11 protein-coding genes are annotated in these 20,743 nt (G+C 65.0%); 2 read left to right on the forward strand and 9 right to left on the reverse strand.

Annotated features, from left to right (window positions below; genetic code table 11):
• Window positions 1–97 precede the first annotated feature (97 nt).
• Window positions 98–1,465, reverse strand: coding sequence for a DUF3999 domain-containing protein (locus ACTWJ5_RS29865; RefSeq protein WP_444437089.1), 1,368 nt, complete (start codon window positions 1,463–1,465; stop codon window positions 98–100).
• Entirely contained in the window at window positions 1,462–5,073 is a 3,612-nt protein-coding gene (locus ACTWJ5_RS29870) for a DUF2339 domain-containing protein (protein ID WP_444437090.1), read from the reverse strand. The genes ACTWJ5_RS29865 and ACTWJ5_RS29870 overlap by 4 nt, the downstream gene beginning before the upstream one ends.
• Window positions 5,074–5,490: 417 nt before the next feature.
• Between ACTWJ5_RS29870 and ACTWJ5_RS29875 the strand changes: the two genes are divergently transcribed.
• Complete coding sequence (locus ACTWJ5_RS29875) at window positions 5,491–5,709, forward strand: hypothetical protein (RefSeq protein WP_058488122.1); 219 nt, start codon at window positions 5,491–5,493, stop codon at window positions 5,707–5,709.
• 112 nt (window positions 5,710–5,821) lie between these two features.
• Here the strand turns inward: ACTWJ5_RS29875 and ACTWJ5_RS29880 are convergent, their stop codons facing one another.
• The 5 genes from ACTWJ5_RS29880 to ACTWJ5_RS29900 all read right to left on the reverse strand — a co-directional run bounded on the left by ACTWJ5_RS29880 (window position 5,822) and on the right by ACTWJ5_RS29900 (window position 16,372).
• On the reverse strand, window positions 5,822–6,214 hold the full coding sequence (locus ACTWJ5_RS29880) for a DUF2846 domain-containing protein (RefSeq protein WP_176707201.1): 393 nt from the start codon (window positions 6,212–6,214) through the stop codon (window positions 5,822–5,824).
• Between the two features lie 388 nt (window positions 6,215–6,602).
• Window positions 6,603–6,905 (reverse strand): hypothetical protein, encoded by a 303-nt coding sequence (locus tag ACTWJ5_RS29885; protein ID WP_134163360.1) that lies wholly within the window; start codon window positions 6,903–6,905, stop codon window positions 6,603–6,605.
• Window positions 6,906–7,059: 154 nt separating this feature from the next.
• Window positions 7,060–7,365, reverse strand: coding sequence for a hypothetical protein (locus tag ACTWJ5_RS29890; RefSeq protein WP_134163359.1), 306 nt, complete (start codon window positions 7,363–7,365; stop codon window positions 7,060–7,062).
• A gap of 191 nt (window positions 7,366–7,556) precedes the next feature.
• Window positions 7,557–7,862: a hypothetical protein gene (locus ACTWJ5_RS29895; RefSeq protein ID WP_134163358.1), complete on the reverse strand. Its 306-nt coding sequence runs from the start codon at window positions 7,860–7,862 to the stop codon at window positions 7,557–7,559.
• Between the two features lie 1,085 nt (window positions 7,863–8,947).
• Window positions 8,948–16,372, reverse strand: a complete 7,425-nt coding sequence (locus ACTWJ5_RS29900; protein ID WP_444437091.1) for a two-partner secretion domain-containing protein — start codon at window positions 16,370–16,372, stop codon at window positions 8,948–8,950.
• Between the two features lie 191 nt (window positions 16,373–16,563).
• Between ACTWJ5_RS29900 and ACTWJ5_RS29905 the strand changes: the two genes are divergently transcribed.
• Window positions 16,564–17,211 (forward strand): DUF746 domain-containing protein, encoded by a 648-nt coding sequence (locus ACTWJ5_RS29905; RefSeq protein ID WP_074980072.1) that lies wholly within the window; start codon window positions 16,564–16,566, stop codon window positions 17,209–17,211.
• A 53-nt stretch (window positions 17,212–17,264) separates the two neighbouring features.
• On the opposite strand, the gene typA is transcribed toward ACTWJ5_RS29905, so the two are convergent.
• Together typA and thiI are read right to left on the reverse strand one after the other, a co-directional pair.
• Window positions 17,265–19,085 (reverse strand): translational GTPase TypA, encoded by a 1,821-nt coding sequence (typA, locus tag ACTWJ5_RS29910; protein ID WP_009613807.1) that lies wholly within the window; start codon window positions 19,083–19,085, stop codon window positions 17,265–17,267.
• A 132-nt stretch (window positions 19,086–19,217) separates the two neighbouring features.
• Window positions 19,218–20,705 (reverse strand): tRNA uracil 4-sulfurtransferase ThiI, encoded by a 1,488-nt coding sequence (gene thiI, locus ACTWJ5_RS29915; protein ID WP_444437092.1) that lies wholly within the window; start codon window positions 20,703–20,705, stop codon window positions 19,218–19,220.
• Between the last annotated feature and the right edge of the window lie 38 nt (window positions 20,706–20,743).

The raw sequence follows: 20,743 nt of genomic DNA on the forward strand, positions 1-20,743 counted from the left end.
AACGCCGTTAACAGTATCAGAACAATCGCGCAGAGTAGCGTTCTTGACGCATTTCCCTACATAAGCTGGCGTAATTTCTCCATTTCCCGGTATTTGCTCATTGGCCGGCGCGCTGCCCGCGCAACAGGCTGAAGGCCATGCCGCCCAGCAGCAGCAGCACCCCGCCCAGCAATACGGCCCACAGGCCGATGCGCTTCCAACTGCCGTCGCCGGCGAGGGCGACTTCCGCCGGAGCGGCCTGCAGGGCACCGTCCAGGCTGGCCTGGCCGACCTGGGCCGGCTTGTCCGGCTGGTAGCCGGGGATCAGCACGCTCAGCGGCAGGCTGGCGGAGGTGGCGTCGCGCTTGCCCAGGGCCAGTTGGTAAGGCGCGCTGCCGCGCACCAGGAACACCAGCTCGCGGGCGCGCATGGCCACCCGCAGGTTCGGCGCCGTGTCGCCCAGGCCGGTGCCGCGCGCGTCGGTGACCAGGCGCAGCTGGCGCACCGGCTGGCCGGCCAGCAGCAGTTCGTCCTGGCGCACCTGGCGGCCGTCCACCGGCAGGTCATAGAGCACCCCGCGGGCCAGCTGGTACCAGTCCTCGCGGCTGCCCTGCCCCGTTGCGTTGCGCGCGGACAGCGCCACCGGCGCCATCAGGTGCTGCGCCGCCGCGCCCAGCTCGAAGCGCACCCGCTCCAGCGGCAGCGCCTGGGGCAGGTCCCAGCGGTAGCTGCCGTCCGCCTCGCGGCGCCCGGCGATGGGCTCGGACCACACCAGCGGCGTGCTCGCGGCCTGGTCGGTGCGGCCCAGCAGGCGCGCGCCCTTGAGCGTCACCGCCGCGTTGCCGGCCGGCCACGACAGGCGCAGGTAGCGCGCCTTCTGCCCGGGCAGGGCCACCTCGCTGACGTCCATGCGCTCGCCGTTGAAACTCAGGCGGGCGAGCTGGCCGTCGCCCCAGTTGCGCCAGTGCTGCAGGTCGTCGCTGGCCTCGATGCGGAAATGCTGGAAGCCCTCGGCCTCGCTGCTCCAGTCCAGGGCCAGGCGCTCGAAGGGGAAGTCGGCGTCGCCGGCGTCCAGCAGCCAGCCGCTGCGCCGCTCGCCCGTTGGCGCGGGCGCCGCATCGGGCAGCACTTCCACCAGGGTGCCGGTGGTGCTGCGCTGGATGCGCAGGCCGGCCTGGCGGCCGGGGTCGGCCTCGGCGCCGTACAGCGGGAACAGCCGGGCCGCGGCCTCATGGGCGGTGCTGCTGCCCTGCGCCGCCGCCGCGCTCAGCGCGTAGGGCAGCGCCTCGCCCTCCTTGTCGAACACCCGCAGGTCGCGCAGGTCGGCATGGGCGGCGGCCAGTTGCACGCTCATCGGCAGTTGCAGGCGGTACCAGGGGCCTTCGCCCTGCAGGCGCAGGGGCACCTGCTGCGGGTAGTCGGCGGGGGTTTCCGCGGCCTGGGCCAGCCCGGCGGCCAGGCAGAGGATGAGGGAAGCCAGCTTCATGCGGGGGGTTGCTCCTGTTGCCCTGCCACCCGGTGCGGCGGCAGCGGGGCGAAATAGCCGACGACCAGCAGCAGCACGCCGACGCCGATGAAGGAAACGATGCGTTCCAGGCTGCCGCTGTTGCCCAGCTCGACGAAGAACAGCTTGACCACCACCACGCCGATCAGCGCCGCGCCGACCATCCACAGGTCGCGCCGCCCGCGCAGGTGGCCGCCGACCATCAGGCCCAGGGCGATCAGCGTCCAGACGATGGATAGCCCGGCCTGCACCAGCATCGACTCGCGCAGCGGCTCCAGGGCGAAGGGAACGCCGCCCCAGTGGTGCGCGGTACGGCACACGGCCAAGGTCAGCAGGGCGAACAGCGAGGCGCCCAGCAGCGCCTGGGCCGGCAAGCGCACCTGTTCGCCGGCAAGGCCCAGTTGCGGCAGGCCCTCGCGGCTCCACTGGAAGACCGCCGCCAGCACGATCAGCATGCCCAGCTCCAGCGGGTTGAGCAGCGGCAGGTAGGGCAACGGTTGCGCCGCGCCGTCGCTGACCAGGTTGACCAGCCAGAACCAGCCGAGCAGCGCCAGCGCCACCGGCGCCGCGGCCAGGGCGCGGTATTCGCGGGGGAAGGCCGCCACCGGCCAGGGCAGCGTGCGGCGCGCGCCCATGAGGATCAGGTAGAGGCTCGGCACCAGCGCCCAGCCCAGCCAGCGCCAGGCGTTGTAGTGCTCGGCCAGGGCGAGGAACAGGTAGCGCAGCTGCAGCGCCAGCACCGCGAGCAACAGCCAGCAGCCGAGCACGTGGGCGCCGCGCAGGGGCAGCGCCGGCAGCAGCGGTTCCAGGCGCCTGAGCGACCAGAAGTGCGCCACGAACAGCGCGCCCCAGCCCAGCCAGCCCCATTCGCCCAACGGCTGGTATTCCGGCTGCCAGGCACTGGCCAGCGCCAGCACACCCGCCGGCGCCAGGGCCAGGCAGGCGAGCGCCAGGGCCCGCCACTGCTCGCGGCGGGCGACGAAGGCCCAGAGCACCACGCTGACGGCCGCCACCAGCAGGGCGACGTGCTCGCGCCGCGGCGCCGGGACGAAGCGGGCGATCTCACACAACGCGGTCAGCGCCCACCAGCCCGCGCCCCAGGCCAGCAGCAACTGTGACAGCCGCTCCAGGGTCAGCGCCCCCAGTTGCAGCGCCTGCCCGCCCTGCCCCGCCCGGTGCAGGCGCCAGGCGCCGACCAGCGCCGCCAGGGCGAGCACCGCCGGGCACCAGAAGCCGCTGTGGGCCAGCGGCGCCAGGCCCTCGCCGGAGAGCCCGGCGAACAATGACGAGCCACCGAACAACAGCGCCGCGCCGCCCAGCACCTGCAGCAGCAGGCCGAACACGAAGCTCGCGCGCTGCTGCAAGACCAGGCTCAGCCAGAGGATCAGCAGGCCGCTGCCGGCCCATACCGCCGCGGCGCTGCGCCAGGGCAGGACGAACAATACCGCCAGGTTGACGAAGGCCAGGCCGGCCAGCAGCACCGCGCTGAGGCCGAGCATCAGCCGGCGGTCGTCGCGCACCAGCGGGTCGCGCGCGGCGAGGATCATCCCGGCGATCAGCGCCAGGCCGATCAGGCTGGCGCCGAACAGGCCGGTCCAGCCGCTGCCGAGCACCCCGGCGCCGCCGTCGGCCGCCCGCAGGTCGGCGAGGAACAGCGCGCCGCCGAGCAACTGCACGGCGAAGGCGCAGAACAGGAAGGTCCGCGAGCCCAGGCGCAGCGCGGCGAACACCGTGGCCAGACCAGCCAGCGCCCAGGCCATGGCGGTGCCCGGCACGGCAAAGCACAGCGGCGCGATCAGGTAGAGGAAGGCCAGGCCGCAGGCCGCCAGCAGCGGCTGGCAGCGCGGCTCCCAGGGCCAGAGACCGGCATCGCCGTGGCGGCGTAGCTGCCAGTAGCTGAACAACAGCGCCACGCCGAGCATCAGCGCGCCCAGCGGCGCACCATCCAGCAACTTCTCCACACCCGGCTGCAGGCCCATCAGAAAGGCGATGGCCGCGCCCACCTGCAGCAGCAGCGCGAACATCCGCGCCAGCCGCCGTCCCTGGCGCAGGCCCAGCCAGTAGATGCCGGCGCCCTCCACGGCCCAGGCCGCCGAGGTCCAGCGCGCGTCCAGGCCCAGCGGGATGGCCAGGCTGCCGAACACCACGCCCAGCGCCAGGCAGGCTTCCACCAGCAGCAGGGCGCGGCCGGCGGTGCGCCCGGCCAGCAGGCGCGCCAGGCCCATGTAGAACAGCCCCAGCGCCAGCGCGCTGAACGCCGGGCCGAATTCCAGGTGGCGGATCAACGCGTATTGCAGGCCGAAGCCGATCAGCGGCGCGCCGAACAGCACGGTGCCGTCGACGTAGTCGGTCTGCCGCAGCGACCAGCGCAGCGTCTCGTCGCGCCCGGCGCCCTCCTCCAGGCCTGCGGCCTCGCGCAGGCGGCGGCGGGCGAAGAGCAGGCCGATGGCCACGTACATCAGGAAGAACAGCAGCAGGAAGGGCTCGGTGCTGGCGAACAGCTCCGGCGTGTAGGAGCGCAGCCCCCAGGCGAAACCGATGCCGAAGGTGCCGAAGAAGCCGATCAGGTTGAGCAGGCGCCAGGCGCGGAACCAGGCGATGGCAAAGATGCCGGCGTTGAGCAGGGCGAAGTAGCTGAACAGGGCGACGTGGTTGCCGGCGCCGGTGGAAGTCAGGATGGGCGCGGCGAAACCGCCCAGGGCCGCCGCGGCGGCAAGGCCGAGGGCGTCCTGCAGCACCGCCAGCACGGCGGAGAACACCGTCACCGCCACCAGCAGGCCAAGGGCCTGGCCCGGCGTCAGCAGCGGATGCAGGCGCATGGCGGCGAACACCGTCAGGTACAGCACCGCGATGCCGGTGCCCTGCAACAACAGGCCGTAGGTCGCGCGCTTATGCCGCAGCCACCAGCCCAGGGCCAGCAGGGCGATGGCGGCGGCGGCCACGCCCATGTAGCGCAGCTCGACGGGAACGACCACGCGCTCGGAGGCGTAACGCAGCAGGAAGGCCAGGCCGAGGAACAGCAGCAGCACGCCGACGCGCAGCACGGTATTGCCGCCGAACAGCCAGTCGCGCGCGGCACCGAAGGCACGGTCGAACCAGGACGGGCCGGATGGAGCGGCCGGTTCGGCCTCCCAGGCCGAGGCTTCGCGCGCCGCGGGGGCTTCGACGGCGGGCGGGATCGGGGCTGGCGGCGGCTCCTGGGGCTGCAACGACCAGTCAGGCGCAGCGCTGGTCGCGGCAGGCGCCTGCGCTGCGGGCAGCTCGATCTCCCATTCCAGCTCCGGCTCAGGCTCGGCGACGGCTTCCGGCGCAACGACGGGCTCCGCCGGCTCGGCGGGCGGCACAGGCGCTACGGCCCCGCCCTGCTCCAGGCGCAGCAGGCGCTGGTACAACGCCTCGGTACCCGCCTCGAACCGCTCGGCGAACTGCTCCAACTGCCGGCGCAGCACGGCGTTCTGCCGCTGCAGGCCATGCAGCGCCAGCGCCTGGCCGAACAGCAGCCCCAGCCCGGCGCCCACCAGGCCATCGGCGATTGACTCGTCCCAGGCGGTGCCCAGCACCAGGCCGATCAGCATGAAGATCCATTGCATGCATTCACATCCTTGAAGGGAAACGCACCCATCCAGCGGCGCGCAAGGCTCCGAGTATATCGCCCCACGCGGCGCAGGCACCCTGATTCCACAGGATATGACGCCAGCGCCAGGCCGCCAGCCACAGACAAAGCAAAAGGAACGGCAGGCGCCGGAAGTATCGGCTGGGCGAGAGAGTCGGGCTCGGAAAGATCGACAAAGGCAGTAAAGCGTCCCGTTTTCGAGGCATGTATCCACAGCCGATACGACTTCTCCCCCTCTTTCTCGCCGCCGCCGATTGACGGCCCCAGAGCAGCCCCCTGATGCTTGGCGCCTGGCATGGCTGCACCCGCGTTATGGGCGGGCCGTGCGGGGCATCTTCGGATGCGCCGGTTCCCTTGTCCCGGTACGCCAACCTGTACGGTCCGCCCTCCCTGATTGGCGTCAGGAAGCGGAAACCCATTCGATTCGGAGCTCTACGACGCCGCGCAATCCCGCCAGGCGGCCCTGATCAACCTGCTGCGCCTGCTGGCCGGCGCGCCGGACCTGGGCGCGCCCACCGAGGAAGTGCTGGACGGCACCTTCAGCGCGCTGGAATACCTGGCGGCCGATGCCGAGCGGCTGTACGCCGCCGCCGAGCAACGCACCCGACCGTAGGGCGCATAACGCGAAGCGTTATCCGCCGTTGCCGGATGACGCTTCGCTCCGCGACCCGCGCAGTTTCGGATCTAGAGCAGAAAGCTGAATCCGCCTCTCTGCTCCCTGCTGGTCATTTACGTTCCTTGGCCACGCTACCCAAGCTCGCATCCTTGACCAGGTAACGGCCCTCGGTATCGCCAAGCAGCACCAGGCTGTTGCGCGCCATCAGCATCCCGACTTCCACTTCCTGCTTGATGAACACCACTTCGCCGGCCCGCACCTCGAAAGACAGGTCCGCCCAGTTTTCCGCCTTGGAACTGATGGTGTGCTTGCCTGGCTCGACGTAGAAATAGATGTACTGATTGCCACGGTTGTAGCCCATCTCCGAGGCGTCTTCGCGGTCATCCAGGAACACGTTGAAGCGCACCAGGCCACCGGCGTTACTCGGCCGCACCACATAGACCAGCCCCTGGTCGGCAGTGGCAGCCTTGGGCAACTCGTACCCGGCAACTTCCGCCTGCATTTTCTCCATCGACGGCGCCGAGGCGCAGCCATAGATAAGCGCGATGCTGGCCAGCGCAAGCAGTTTGAGCATTCTCACAACGACTTCTCCCTTTCCATATGGTTGTAGCCGCCGCCCTTTCTTCCAGAGGCAACGGCAGTGCCTGCCCTTGCCAATGCCGGCGCGTCGAAAGATCGACTCGGCAGTGATGGCAAAAGGCCAAAAACTTTACCCTGAATGCCGCCTGGAAGGCCATCTGAAAGACTCGATCGGACTCTAACGAAGGAGGGTTTTCTCCTGCACTCCAATCCTGCCCAGGCAGTCGGCTTTAGAACAGGAAAAATAAATCCGCCCCTTCTCGCCTCATCAACCAACACCACAAAAAAATAACAAACACCCTTCCCGGCACTTACCACAAACCCCTGTCATAGCCATTAAACGCAAACATCAATAAATACATAAAAAGCGCCCCCACACCAACTAATAACCTAACCGCTCCCGGATAGTATTTCTTGATACCACCTGGGGCCAAACGAATAGTCCTGACCGCAATGTAACAATAAAACCCCTGACCCCAAAACGCCTGAACCGTGATAACAGCCCAAAAATTTTTCCATTCCCCGATAAACCTCAGAGAATTCACCCCACTACTTGCCAGCATAAGAAAAAGAATAACCAGCCTATACTTATAAAGAAAATCAAGCCAAGCCATTTATATAGTTCTCACCCACCCGACACCAAATCCCCAAGCCCCGTCACAACCACACCTAAAAACTTACTAAAATCTCAAGCAAGGACAGCTCATTTAACATACCAAAATCAACCCGCCAGCCTTATAAAGCAGAAATTAACATTCTCCCTTACACTTACCACCACTCACTGCCGTAGCCATTAAATGCGAACATCAATAGATAAATAGATAACGCACCAATTCCAGCCAAAAACCTTATGGATCTTGGATGGTCAACCTCAATCATTCCTTGAGGACCATAATAAATAGGCTTACCTGCGATATAACAGTAAAACCCTCGACCAAATAGGCACTGAGTAGCAACAACACTCCAGAAATTACTCCACTCACCTATAAATCTTAACGAGTTCAATCCGCTGCACCCCGCCATAGCAGCAACAGCAACGATTCTATACTTATACATAAACGCCAGAAACTTCATTTAAATACATTTCTTTCATTTTTAGCTTTTTCATCCCAAGCCCCATAATACCTACAATAAAAATGGGAAATATTTATTTCCTGCACTCCAATCCTACCCAGCCAACTAGCTTTAGAGTAGAAAAATAAATCCGCCCCTTTTCACCTCATCAATCAACACTATAAAATAATAATAAACACCCTTCCCGGCACTTACCACCAATCCCTGTCATAGCCATTAAACGCAAACATTAATAAGTACACACCAAGGGCGAACACCCCCACCAGAAACCTAACTTCCTTTGGATGATCCTTTTCGATTGCCCCTCCAGGCGCCAGATAAATAACTCTATCTGCTAAATAGCAGTAAAACCCCCAGCCAAAAAAAGCCTGACCAGTTACGACCACCCCAAAGCTATTCCATTCACCAATAAACCTTAAAGAATTTCCGATACCGCCCAAAACCAACAGAGCAAGTACAGCTAATCTATACTTCTTCAAAAGTCTCAAAAATCTCATCCAAGGATCTCTCCTCAAGAACCAGAGATAGAAAATTTACACCCGTTATCCTAAGCCCACCTATTGATAAGACCTAGGTGAGAAAATCGAAAAAACAGAAAATCACCTACTACACTCCAACCCTACATAACCAGTCAGCTTTAGAGCAGGAGAAATAAATCCGTCCCCTTTCGCCCTCAATTCCAGAAGGGTAATACTCATCTCAAAACCATTAATAAATGGCACAAACCACACCCAAAAACATACAAACCAACATGAACACAAATCGTCCGATCTGATCGGAGCCTGCATCGCCGGAGAATCTCATGTACAGATGAGGACCATACATTGTCATATCATATAAATAAGCAAATACATTAGACAGAAAAATACATTGCAAGGCTATCCTTATCGCCCCATCGAGAGCAGTGTTCGCCACCAGCCCGCTCAAGACAAACATAAACATCGAAAGCATGAATAATAAGCTTATCTTAACTCCGCCGCCGAGCCTATTAATCAAAATAATACTGCTCACCCCTCCTCTTCAGAGACGATCTCACTAAACTGTCTATTGTGATTTGCTGGCGACCCAAAAGAGCCAGTACAACCATCCAAGCACCGACCTAACCCAGAATCAACTCTCTACCCAACAAATCTATCCATCCCCTCAGCCCAGTAATAGTTTGACGGACCACATCCGCACAAACAGAACAGCAAACCACAAATAGTTGACAACCCAGTTACTTCTTGAACAGCACTCTCAGAATTGCTAACCATTACTCAATTACATGTTCCCGGACAAGCAAGATCAATACATCGGAACATAGCAAGACTCCATATTATTAGTTTCATATCTCCATGACCTTATTAAACCATCCCTCTCCACATAAATGGAGTACTTACACTCTCCATGCCAAGTTATATAGTATCTTCTCCCTCCCCCCTCAACCTCAACTCTATCGAAACTCTTATTCTTATTCGAAGGAGACCAAAAATAGTTATAGTGCCTGTAATAAGACTCTCCCACCATTCCATTCATCCCATCAACCCACATGGAGCGAGTAGAACACCCAAGAATGAAAAAGAAAAAAAACAAAATCCAAAATTTACTTCTCATCTCCCCTCCTAGCCAACTCAACCAACTCCTTATATTTATAGTAAATAGCCCCATAATTAACAATAATAGCCGGCGGCATACTTCCAATATTTTCTAAAATAGACATATCCGCCCCTTTCATTGCCTCAAGATTTATCATCCATCCATCATGTAATGTCGCAAAAGCGTTAAAGCCGGGGACAGAATTTAAAGAGTCACTAACAAAGGTTCCATGACACACTGAGTAAACCGCACTGCAAGCTTCAAGTGTCGGCCAATTCAATCCTATATTTTTACCTTCTCGCATCCCACCATCAAAGTACACCTGCGGCACAAAGCCACCATCTAAAGATTCAAATTTTGGATTCTCCCTGTCCACGCCTGGCCTAACGTCCGGAGCTCGTCCAACCGAATATTGGTATAACTCCATCAGCGCCCCTGTAGCAGCAATACTCAGCCACGTATCCTTGTCGCTCCCATTAAGGATGCCTTTTAGTGCAGTATTGGCAGCATAAGCCTTGATCCGATCTCCATAGCTGATCAGTTTGTAGTTCCCCTCGGCAGTCAACTCCCTACCCCAGCCCTCCGTATAGCCAGCGCCGAATCCTGCGATGAGTGCCGCAGCGGCAAAACCTTTCAGGCTGTCCTCACTGGTGATGTCCTTGAGTGTTTGCCCCAGATCGCCCTTGTTCCCAACAAAACTGGCAGCCCCAGTTCCAGCGACAGAAGAAATAGCAGTCGCTGCCATGGCGTTCCCCCAACCTGCGGCAGCAGTGCCAACTGCAGCACCAGCCTCAACCATGGCGGCACTACCTGCAGCCGCCATCGTAGTTCCAGAACCGGCCCCAGCTCCTGCGGCCGAACCCATTGCGCCGGTCGCAGCGCCGTAAGTTGCAGCAGCAACGATGATGGCAATGGCAATTGCAGCTCCAGTACCAATGCCCGAGTTGCTGTAGCTGAAGGAGTCGTGCACCTCCTTGACGCGGTTCCAGTCCACGTCCCCGCGCTGTTCGGCCTCCTTCAACCAAGCCAGATTCGGATCGGCCTGCACCATGGCGTCGATGGTCTGCCCGACGCTCTGCTGGTCGATGTGCTTGATATCGATCTTCAGGCCTTCCACGGCCTTGATCGCCAGTTCGCCCTGGGCGATCAGTTGGCTCTGGCGCAGGGTTTCGTCGGTCTGGCCCTTGCCCTTGGCGGACTGCCAGGCGAGGTTGCCCTTGCTCTTTTCGTGGCTTTCCTGGTGCAGGTCCTTGACCGCTTCGAAGGTCACCGAGCCGCCGCTGAGGATGGTGATGTCGTTGCCGCTTTCGAGCTTCGCGCCCTGGTATTTCTGGTCGCCGCCGCTGAGCAGGGTGATGTCGGCGCCGGCGCTGATCTGGCTGCCCACCGCCTTCACGTCGGTGACTTCGTCGCGCTGGGTCTTCTTGCTGCCGAAGCCGCCCTTTTTCTCCTCGCTGTACAGGGCGTAGTCGCTGTCGTAGCCCGCCAGCAGTTCCAGCTTGTCGCCGGCCACCAGGTAGGCTTCGTTGCCCGCGCTGATCTGGCTGGCCACCAGGGTGAGGTTCTGCCCCGCGCTGACGACCACATCCCCGCCCGCGCTCAGGCTGGCGCCCTGCTGCCGCACCTGGTCGTCCTGCTGCTCGACCTTCTTGCCGCCGCCCTTGTACTTCGTCTGGCTATGGTCTTCGTTCGCCGCCGAGGCGAGGGTGACGTCGCGGCCGGCGCCCAGGGCGATGTCGCCCTTGGCGTCGATGTCGCTGGCGATGACCGTGAGGTCGCGGCCGGCGCTGGCATCGAGGTTGCCGCCGACGCTGATTTCGCTGGCGTGCTGGGTGGTGCTGGCGAGGCTGCCCTGCATGCGCTGGCTGTGGAAATCGGCGCTGTCGGTTTCCCCGGCGGCCTCCAGGCGCAGGTCGCGCCCGGCCTGCAGGTGGGCGTCGCCACCGGCCTGGATTGCGCTGCCGACGTTGAGCAGGTCGCGCCCGGCGTTGATCGCCAGGTCGCCGCTGGCTTCGATGCGGGCGGCGGCGTTGGCGATTTCCTTGTGGATGCGGTCGTTGCCGGCGCTCAGGTCGAGGGTGGTGATGCTGCGTTCGTTGATCACGTCGCCGGTCAGCGCGGTGAGGCTGACGTCGCGCCCCTTGAGGATGCCGCCGGCGGTGTTGCGGATGCTCTCGGTGGCCAGCAGGTCGAGGCGCTTGCCCGCTTCGATCAGGCCGCTGTTGCCGATGTTCGCCGCGCTGGCGCCGAGGTCGCCGCTGGCGCGCAGGGTGCCGGCGTTGTTCAGTGCACCACCGCTGATCAGGCTCAGGTTCTGGCCCTGGATCAGCGCGCCGTTGGGCGCCAGGCGGTTGTCGGCCTGGGCCAGGTAGAGCACCGGCACCAGTACCTTCTCGCCGTTCACCACGGCCTCTTCCAGCCAGACGATGTCGTGGGTCAGCGCCGCCACCTGTTCGGCGGTCAGGCCCACGCCGACCGTCAGGTTGAGGCTGTCCTTGTAGGCGATGGCGTTGTCCATCAGGTACTTGAACAGCGCCTCGTCGCTGGCCATGCCGTCGATGAAGCGCTGGCCGGTGCGGGCCACCAGCGCCTGCTGGATCAGGCGCTGCTCGTAGAGGCCGTCGCCCAGGCGCTTCTGCGCCTGGTCCGGGTCGTAGCCGAGCAGGCCCAGCAGGTAGTCGGAGCCGAGGAAGCTCTTCAGGCTGGTCAGCTCGGGATTGGTCTCGATCAGGTACTTGTGGCTGTTGCCGGGCGCGGCGTTGCCCGGCACGCCCTGGACGCGGGAAAGCCCCTGGCCGAGGCCGGCGAGATCGGGCCCGTTCCGGGCGCCGGCGCTGCCGTCCTCGCCGCTGAGGCGGAACAGGCCGTTGCCGCCGCTGGGCAGGCTGAAGCCGGGAAGTTCCAGTGGGTTGACCTGCTGCTGCGCCAGGTCCGGCGGCAGCTGCGAGGTGATGGCGAACTGGCCGGTGGCGGCGCCGGTGGCCGTGCTCACGTCGCGCGGGTCGATGCTCTGGGCGCCGGCGTCGCGGCGCACCACGCTGTTGTCGAATTGCTCGCTGGCGATGATGCTGACGTTGCCCGCGGCCTGGATCACCGCGCTGGCCGCCGGGGCGCCGGACACCTGCACCTCGGAGATCATGAGGTTGTGGAAGTTGTGTTCCGGGTAGCCGCCGGACTCCAGCACCTGCTGGCGGCTCAGGGCGCCGGGGTCGTAGTCCGGCGAGTTGGGGTCGTTGTAGCGGTTGTAGAGTTCCTGGTTGCTGCGGAACGTCCAGTAGTAGGCGTCGGTGCGGGTGTAGAAGGCACCGTCCAGGTGCCGCTCCACGCCGCCGGCCGCGCCCTGGTTGCGGAAGCGGGCGGCCTGGATGTCGATGTCGCCGCCCGAGGCGATGCTGCTGTAGAGGTTGGCGAAGGCGCCGCCGCGGAAGACGAAGTCGCCGCCGGCGGTGATCGTCGCCTGGGGCGAGTCCTGGGTGATGACGTCCTCGTAGCGCTCCCAGGACTGGAACCGGAATTCGCAGCCCTTGCCGTCGCACATGTCGTCGGCGTACATGCGGATGTTGCCGGCGACGATGCGCTGGCCGATGCGGAAGTCGTCGCCACGGCGGTTGTCGAAGTCCTGCGCCAGCAGGGTCAGGGCGCCGGCGCTCTCGATGCTGCCGGAGACGTTCTCGACCTTGGCCGCCCAGCCGTTCTGGTCGTTGGCGGCGATGTGCAGGTTGCCGAGGCTGTAGAGGTCGCCGGCGCGGTTGCTGAGGGTGCCGACCCGCAACGCCATGTCGCCGCCGCTGAACAGCAGCCCGCCCTGGTTGAGCAGGTTGCCGGCCTCCACGCGCAGCCCGGCGGCGCTGCCGAGGCTGCCGAAGTTGTCGAAGCTGGCGACGCGTACGCCGAGGTCGCCGGCAGAGCTGATGCGGCCGTGGTTGCTCAGGCCGTTGGCGTCGACGCTGGCCGCGCTGCCGCCGGCGATGCTGGCGGCGGCGCCGAGTTCGATCCGCCTCGCCGCCAGGCTCAGGTCGCCCAGGCTGGTGAGGCGCCCGGCGCCACCGTAGGTGCCGCTCAGGTTCAGGCTCAGGCCGGCGTCGCTGGCGATCAGCCCGTCGTTGCGCCAGTGGCCGCCGCTGCCGTCAAGGCCCTGCACGGCCAGCAGCTGGCCGTCGCTGCCGAGCTGCAGGCGGTCGACATTGAGGGTGAGCTGGCGGGCCTGCAGGCTGCTGTTCAGGGTCCAGTCCGGCGCGTCGATGTCCAGCGCGGCCTGGGTGATGAAGTGGCCGCCGGCCTGGCCGAGTTGCCCCAGGTCGACGAGGAACTGGCCGTTGCCGGCGTGCAACACGGTGCCGCCGGCGTTGTGCAGGGCGCCGCCGCTCAGTTGCAGGGTGTCGGCGGCGGTTTCCAGGGTGCCCTGGCGATTGTCGAGCAGGCCGCGGGTGGCGATCCGCGTGCTGCCGCTCTGGCCCAGGGCGCGCAGGCGGCCCTGGGCGTTGCTCAGGCTGGCGGCGTCGAGGCTCAGCCAGTCGCCGGCTTCGATCAGGCCGCCGTCGTTGTTCAGGGCGCCCCGCAGGCTGAAGTCGATGCCTTTCGCGCCGACCTTGCCGTTGCCGTTGAGGAAGTCGCCGGCGGCGAGGGTCAGCTGGTTGCCCGCGTAGAGACCACCGTCGCGGTTGTCCAGGGCTGCGCCGCCGGTGTCGATCTTGGCCTGGCCGGCGGTGGCGGCGAGATGCCCTTGTCCATTGCCGATACCGCCGCTGGCCCTGGCGTCCAGGTCCACGCCCTGGGCCACGCCGGCATCGTTGCCGAAGTAGCCGGTGACGATCCTGAGCAGGCCCAGGGCGGCATTAAGGACGCCGCCGCTGTTGTCGATGCTCGCGGCGCCCAGGTCGAGCCTGCCGCCGTCGCTCTGGATGCGGCCCCTGGCATTGTTCAACGCACCGCTCAGGGCGAGGTTGGCGTCGCCCTGGCTGGAAACCTGCCCCTGCTGGTTGTCGAGGCCGGCGGCGCGCAGGCTGAGGCTGTCGCCGCTGTGGACGAGGCCGTCGTTGCCGTTGAGCAGGCGGCCGCCGAGCGCCTCGATGCGCAACGCGCCCTGGCTGGCCAGGGTGCCGCGGTCGCGGTTGTCCAGGCCGCCCTGGCCGAGGATCAGCTCGAGGGTGGACTGGCTGGACAGCTGGCCGCCACGGTTGTCCAGGCTGGCGGCCTTGAGCAGCAGGCCGGCGCCGCTGCTCAGGCGGGCGTTGTTGGCGTTGATGAGCGCGCCGCTCAACGTCGCCTCCAGGGCCCCCTGGCTGAGCAGTTGGCCACCGCTGTTGTCCAGGCTGCGGCCCTTGAGCAGCAGGCTGCCGGCGCTGACCTGCCCACCCTGGTTGAGCAACCGGGTGGCGGCGTGGCTGAAGTCGAGCCGGCGCTGGGCGTCGATCAGGCCGGCGTCGCGGTTGTCGAGGGTGTCGGCGATGGCGAGCTCGACGTTGCCCTCGGCGGAGACGATGCCGCCGCGGTTGTCCAGGCTGGCCGCGCTGATCCGCTGGTCCCCCTGGCTGACCAGGGCGCCCTGGCTGGCGTTGTTCAGTGCGCCGGCGAGGCTGACGGCGAGCGCGCCGGCCTTGCTGGAGAGGGTGCCGCCCTGGCTGTTGTCCAGGCTGCCGCCGCCGACGCTCAGCCCCTGCCAGCCGGACAGCAGGCCCAGGCTGGCGTTGAGCAGCCGGTCGGCCTGCAGGTCGAGCCGTCCGGCGCTGATGATGCGGCCGCTGTCGCGGTTGTCCAGCAGCCGGGCGCCGAGGGCGAAGCTCTGTTGACTGGAGATTTCGCCGCCACGGTTATCCACCGTGCCCAGTTGCTTGAAGCGCAGGGTGCCGGCGCTGAGCAGCCCGCCCTGGCTGTTGTCCAGGTCGCCGCCCTGCAGGTCGAGGCCGAGCGCGCCGTTGCCCAGCAGGCGCCCGCCGCGCAAGCTCAGTTGCCGGGTGCGGATGTCGGCATCGGCCTGGGTGGAGATTTCGCCCCGGCTGCTGTCGATGTGCTGCGCCGCCAGCGTGAGATTGCCGGCGCTGTGGATGAGGCCGTCGGCGCTGTTGTCCAGCTTGCCGGCGAGGCTGGCGTGCAGGGTGCCGCGGCTGGTGAGGGTGCCCTGGCCGCTGTTGTCGAGGCTGGCCAGGTCCAGGCGCAAGCTCTGCTCGGCGGCGAACAGGCCGAGGCGGTTGTCCAGGGCGCCGCCGCTGATGTGGATATGCTGGCCGCCGATCTGGCCGTTGCGGTTGTCGAGCACGGCGGCGCGGGCCCGCAGCTGGCGCGTGGCGATCAGGCTGCCGCTGTTGCGCAGGTTCTGCGCATCGATCGCCACGTCGCCGCGGGCATTGCGACTGTTGTCGGCATTGACGCCGGCCTCGATCACGCCGCTGTTGCTGAGCTGGTTCGCCTTCAGTTCGATGGCCGAGCCCGCCGCCAGGCTCTGCGCATTGCTCAGCGCCCCGCTGGCCTGCACGCTGGCACTGCCCCCGGCATAGGCCGGGCCGTTCAGTGCCACGTCCTGGCCCTTCAGAGCCAGGTCCCCGCTGGCCGCCACCTGGGCCAATTCCAGCCTGCCGTTGGCATCAATGCGGATGTCGCCGGCGCTGGCCGCCATGTTGCCGGCCAGTTTCACGCCCACGCCCTGTTCGGTGCCCACCAGGCGGATGGTGTTGGCGTACATGCCGCCGAGGGCGGAACTGTCGATGGCCAGTTGCGGCTTGGCGCTGCCGTCGTCGGGCTTGGCGGTGGCGGCCAGGGTTTGCGCGTCCACTGTGTTGCGGCCGGCCACCACGGTGAGCTGCCTGGCGTACAGGTCGGCGTTGAGCTTGGCGCTGCGGGTGATCAGCTCGAACTGGTCGAGGTTGCTGGCATTGAGCCCGGCGCCTTCGATGGCGATTTCGCCGCCGTCGACGTCGTAACCCTGCAGGCGTTCGCCGGCCAGGATCGGCTTGCCGGTGCTGAGGGTGGCGCGCGGGGTGTTGATGAAGCCGCAGCCGTTGCAGGTGATGCCGTGGGGGTTCGCGACTATGACGTGGGCGCCCTGCCCGGCCACTTCGGTGTAGCCCTTGAGTTGCGAGGGGCTGCCGCCGGTGACTTCGTTGAGGATCTTCTGCGCCGCCTGGCCCTTGAGATTGGGGTTGCCAATGATGATCCCGCCCAGTTGGGTGCCCTGGGTCTTGCCGGTGGCGTTGTTGAGGATCAGGCCCTGCTGGCCGACGTTGTAGTCGCTGAATTTATTGTGCGAGAGGCCGCTGCCATTGGGCGTGGCGATGTTGACGATGGGCACGCCGTTGCCCGCCGCGCCGATCTGCGTGTTGCCACCGGCGGCCGCATCCACCGCCAACTGGGCGGCGGTCGCGATTATGGGCTCGAGGAACAGGATGCCGGCCAGGGCGCTGGCGATGGCTTGATAGAGGGGGCGGCGGATGTCCATATCGGGGGGCTCGCGCGGGGTAATCGTTGACCCGGCGGACTCTATTCCCCTACTCGGCATGGGGCCTTGAGGAGTTCCAGCCTCCTTGCGTAGGCCTTTTCCGAACTATGCCCAGTCACCCACGGAGCACATTCACAAGGTGCCGGCGCCGCAGCTCAAATAGCGCTCCGATGTCACGCAAAGCCCGCCCCATGCCCCGCCGCCAACTCGACCACGCCTTGCCCATCCTCGACCGTGGCCAGGACATCCCCCGGCACGAAGACCCCGCACTGACCGCCTTCCTGCAACGGCACATCGACGAAGTCCTGTCCAAGGACCCAACACCGCCGCCCTGCCATCACTGCGGTAGCCACCAGGTGGTGTTGCGCTACCGGGGCAGGCCGCCGAACGGCATTCCCTATTTCAATTGCCGGCACTGCGGCAAGGGCTTCAACCGGCGTACCGGTACGGCGCTGCAGAGCTTCCTGCGCTGCGACAAGCTGGAGGCGTTCCTGCCCCTGCTGTCGCAACAACGCTCGATAGCCAATGCCAGCGAACGGCTGGGGGTGTCGCACAGGATGCTGTCCCGCTGGGTCAGGGCGTTCCGCCAGTGGCTGCTGAGGCTCGACCCCAGCGGCGAATGGGAGGCGAAGGTCAAGCTGGGCATGCGGCCCGAACTGCCCGCCCTGAAATGCCCACGCTGCGGTAACCACGAGCACTTTTTCCGCATGGGCTTCGTCGACGGCCGGCACCAGGGCAAGCGGATGTTTCAGTGCAAGGCTTGCCGGCGCTGCGTGAGCGAGCCGGACGAGCATTTCAGGATGCGCATCGCAAGCCGGGCAGGCGCCACGGAAAAATGAAAAAGGCCCCGCCGGATCGCTCCGGCGGGGCCTTCTTCATGCTGCGGTCGGGATCAGACCTTGGCGCGTTCGTAGCGCTTGCGGTCGTTCTCGTTCAGCAGTTTCTTGCGCAGGCGGATGGACTTCGGCGTCACTTCCACCAGCTCGTCGTCGGCGATGAATTCCAGCGCCTGCTCCAGGGTGAAGCGGATCGGCGGAACCAGGGCGATGACTTCGTCCTTGCCGGACGCGCGCATGTTGTCGAGCTTCTTGCCCTTGGTGGGGTTGATCACCAGGTCGTTGTCGCGGCTGTTGATGCCGGCCAGTTGGCCTTCGTAGATCTCGTCGCCCGGGCCGAGGAACAGCTTGCCGCGGCTCTGCAGGGTTTCCAGCGAGTAGGTCAGCGCGGTGCCGGTGGCCATGGAGACCAGCACGCCGTTCTGGCGGTTGCTGACTTCGCCGGCCTTGATCGGGCCGTAGTGGCTGAAGGTCGAGGTCAGGATGCCGGTGCCCGAGGTCAGGGTCAGGAAGTTGTTGCGGAAGCCGATCAGGCCGCGCGCCGGGATGGTGTATTCCAGGCGCACGCGGCCCTTGCCGTCGGGGATCATGTTGCTCAGATCGCCCTTGCGCAGGCCCATCTGTTCCATCACCGAGCCCTGGTGCTGCTCTTCGATGTCGATGGTGACGTTCTCGTAGGGCTCCTGCTTCTCGCCGGCCTCGTTCTCGATAATCACCACTTCCGGACGGCCCACGGCCATCTCGAAGCCTTCGCGGCGCATGGTTTCGATCAGCACGGACAGGTGCAGCTCGCCACGGCCGGAGACCTTGAATTTCTCCGGGCTGTCGCCTTGCTCGACGCGCAGGGCCACGTTGTGCAGCAGTTCCTTCTCCAGGCGCTCCTTGATGTTGCGGCTGGTGACGAACTTGCCTTCCTTGCCGGCGAACGGCGAGTCGTTGACCTGGAAGGTCATGCTCACGGTCGGCTGGTCGACGGTCAGCGGCGGCAGGGCCTCGACGTTCTGCGGATCGCACAAGGTGTCGGAGATGAACAGTTCTTCCATGCCCGAGACGCAGACGATGTCGCCGGCTTCGGCTTCCGGCACTTCGACGCGCTGCAGGCCGGAGTGGCCCATGATCTTCAGGATGCGGCCGTTGCGCTTGCTGCCGTCGTCGCTGACCGCCACCACCGGGGTGTTGGACTTGACCTTGCCGCGGGTGATGCGGCCGATGCCGATCACGCCGAGGAAGCTGTTGTAGTCCAGCTGCGAGATCTGCATCTGGAACGGGCCGTCGACGTCGACCACCGGGGCCGGGACGTGGTCGATGATCGCCTGGAACAGGGCGTCCATGTTGTCGTCCATCTTCTCGTGGTCCATGCCGGCGATGCCGTTCAGGGCGCTGGCGTAGACGATCGGGAAGTCGAGCTGCTCATCGGTGGCGCCGAGGTTGTCGAACAGGTCGAAGATCTGGTCGATGACCCAGTCCGGACGCGCGCCGGGGCGGTCGATCTTGTTGACCACGACGATCGGGCGCAGGCCGGCCTTGAAGGCCTTCTGGGTCACGAAGCGGGTCTGCGGCATGGGGCCGTCCTGGGCGTCGACCACCAGCAGCACGGAGTCGACCATGCTCATCACGCGCTCCACCTCGCCACCGAAGTCGGCGTGGCCGGGGGTGTCGACGATGTTGATGTTGTAGCCGTTCCACTTGATCGCGGTGTTCTTCGCCAGGATGGTGATGCCGCGTTCCTTTTCCTGGTCGTTGGAGTCCATCACGCGCTCGGACTCCGCTTCTTTGCGGTCGAGGGTGCCGGACAGCTTCAGCAGCTTGTCCACCAGGGTGGTCTTGCCATGGTCGACGTGGGCGATGATGGCGATGTTGCGGAGATTTTCGATCACGGTGTCTGTCTCGATAAAGAAAGCTTCAGGCTGCAGGCGTCAGGCTGCAGGCGATTTGTGCAAATCCGGTTACAGGGTCGGGAGGCCGCAGTTGCTGCGGCTCCACCGCATTGCGGGTCGGTCGGGCGCCTATCACTGCCTGCCGCCTGCCGCCTGCGGCCTGTCGCCTGCAGGTCGATAGACCCGCACATTGGTGTGCCCTTCGTTGACCAGGTGGTGGGCGTGCAGGCGGCTCATCACGCCCTTGTCGCAGTACAGGAGGTACTGGCGGTTGGGGTCCAGTTCCTTGAACTTGCTGTTGATCGCGTAGAACGGCATGGCCAGCACTTCGATGCCTTCCAGCACCAGGGGTTCATCTTCCAGGGCGTCGGGGTGGCGGATGTCGACCACGATCTGGCCGGGGAGCACTTCGCCGACCATTTCCACCGGCAGGTCCTTGCCCAGCTCGTCGATGACGCGGTCGACGGTCATCTGGGTGGCGCGCTCCAGGGCGCGGTCGAGCACGGCCATGTCGAACTTGGTCTCTTCGTGCTCGACGCGGTAGGGCTTGGCCTGGGTGGTCGGGTTCACCGAGATCACGCCGCAGTACTCGGGCATGTGCTTGGCGAACTCGGCGGTGCCGATCTTCGTCGCGGTGTCGATGATGTCCTGCTTGTGGCTGACGATCAGCGGGCGCAGCACCAGGGTGTCGGTCACCCGGTCGATCACCGAGAGGTTCGGCAGCGTCTGGCTGGACACCTGGGAGATCGACTCGCCGGTGACCAGCGCGTGCAGCTCCAGGCGCTCGGCCACGCGGCTGGCGGCGCGCAGCATCATGCGCTTGAGGGTCACGCCCATGTAGCTGTCGTCGACCTTGGTGAGAATCTCGCCGACCACTTCCTCGAAGGGCACGCTGACGAACAGCACGCGCTGCGAGCGGCCGAACTTCTCCCACAGGTAGTGGGCCACTTCCATCACGCCCAGCTCGTGGGCGCGGCCGCCGAGGTTGAAGAACACGAAGTGGCTGATCAGCCCGCGGCGCATCATCTGGTAGGCCGCCACGGTGGAGTCGAAGCCGCCGGACATCAGCACCAGCACCTGTTCCAGGGCGCCCAGCGGGTAGCCGCCCAGGCCCTCGTGCTGGGCGTGGATGACGTACAGGCGGTCGTGGCGGATTTCCACGCGCACCTGCACTTCCGGGTTCTTCAGCGATACCCCGGCCGCGCCGCAGTGCTGGCGCAGGCCGCCGCCGACGTAGCGTTCCACGTCTATGGAGGTGAAGGCGTGCTTGCCGGCGCGCTTGCAGCGCATGGAGAAGACCTTGCCCGGCAGCAGGTGGCCGAAGTGCTGCTTGCACTTCTCGAGGATGTCGTCGAAGTCGCCCAGCGGGTATTCGTGCACTTCCAGGAAGTGGCCGATGCCCGGCACGCAGCTCAGGCGCTCGATCATCTCGCGCAGCGCCTTGGCGTCGGTCACCCGGGTTTCCACTTCAAGATTGTCCCACTCGCCCTCGACCAGCAGCGCCGGGTCCAGGTCGCGCAGCACGGTGCGGATGTTCTTCGCGAGCTGGCGGATGAAGCGCTTGCGCACCGGCCGGCTCTTGATGGTGATTTCCTGGAAGACCTTGACGATGAGTTTCATGCGAGAAAAGGCACGAGCCCGAAGGGACGAAAAAAAGG

This window comes from Pseudomonas sp. A6, from assembly GCF_052367875.1.
In the GTDB taxonomy this organism is placed as follows: domain Bacteria; phylum Pseudomonadota; class Gammaproteobacteria; order Pseudomonadales; family Pseudomonadaceae; genus Pseudomonas; species Pseudomonas citronellolis.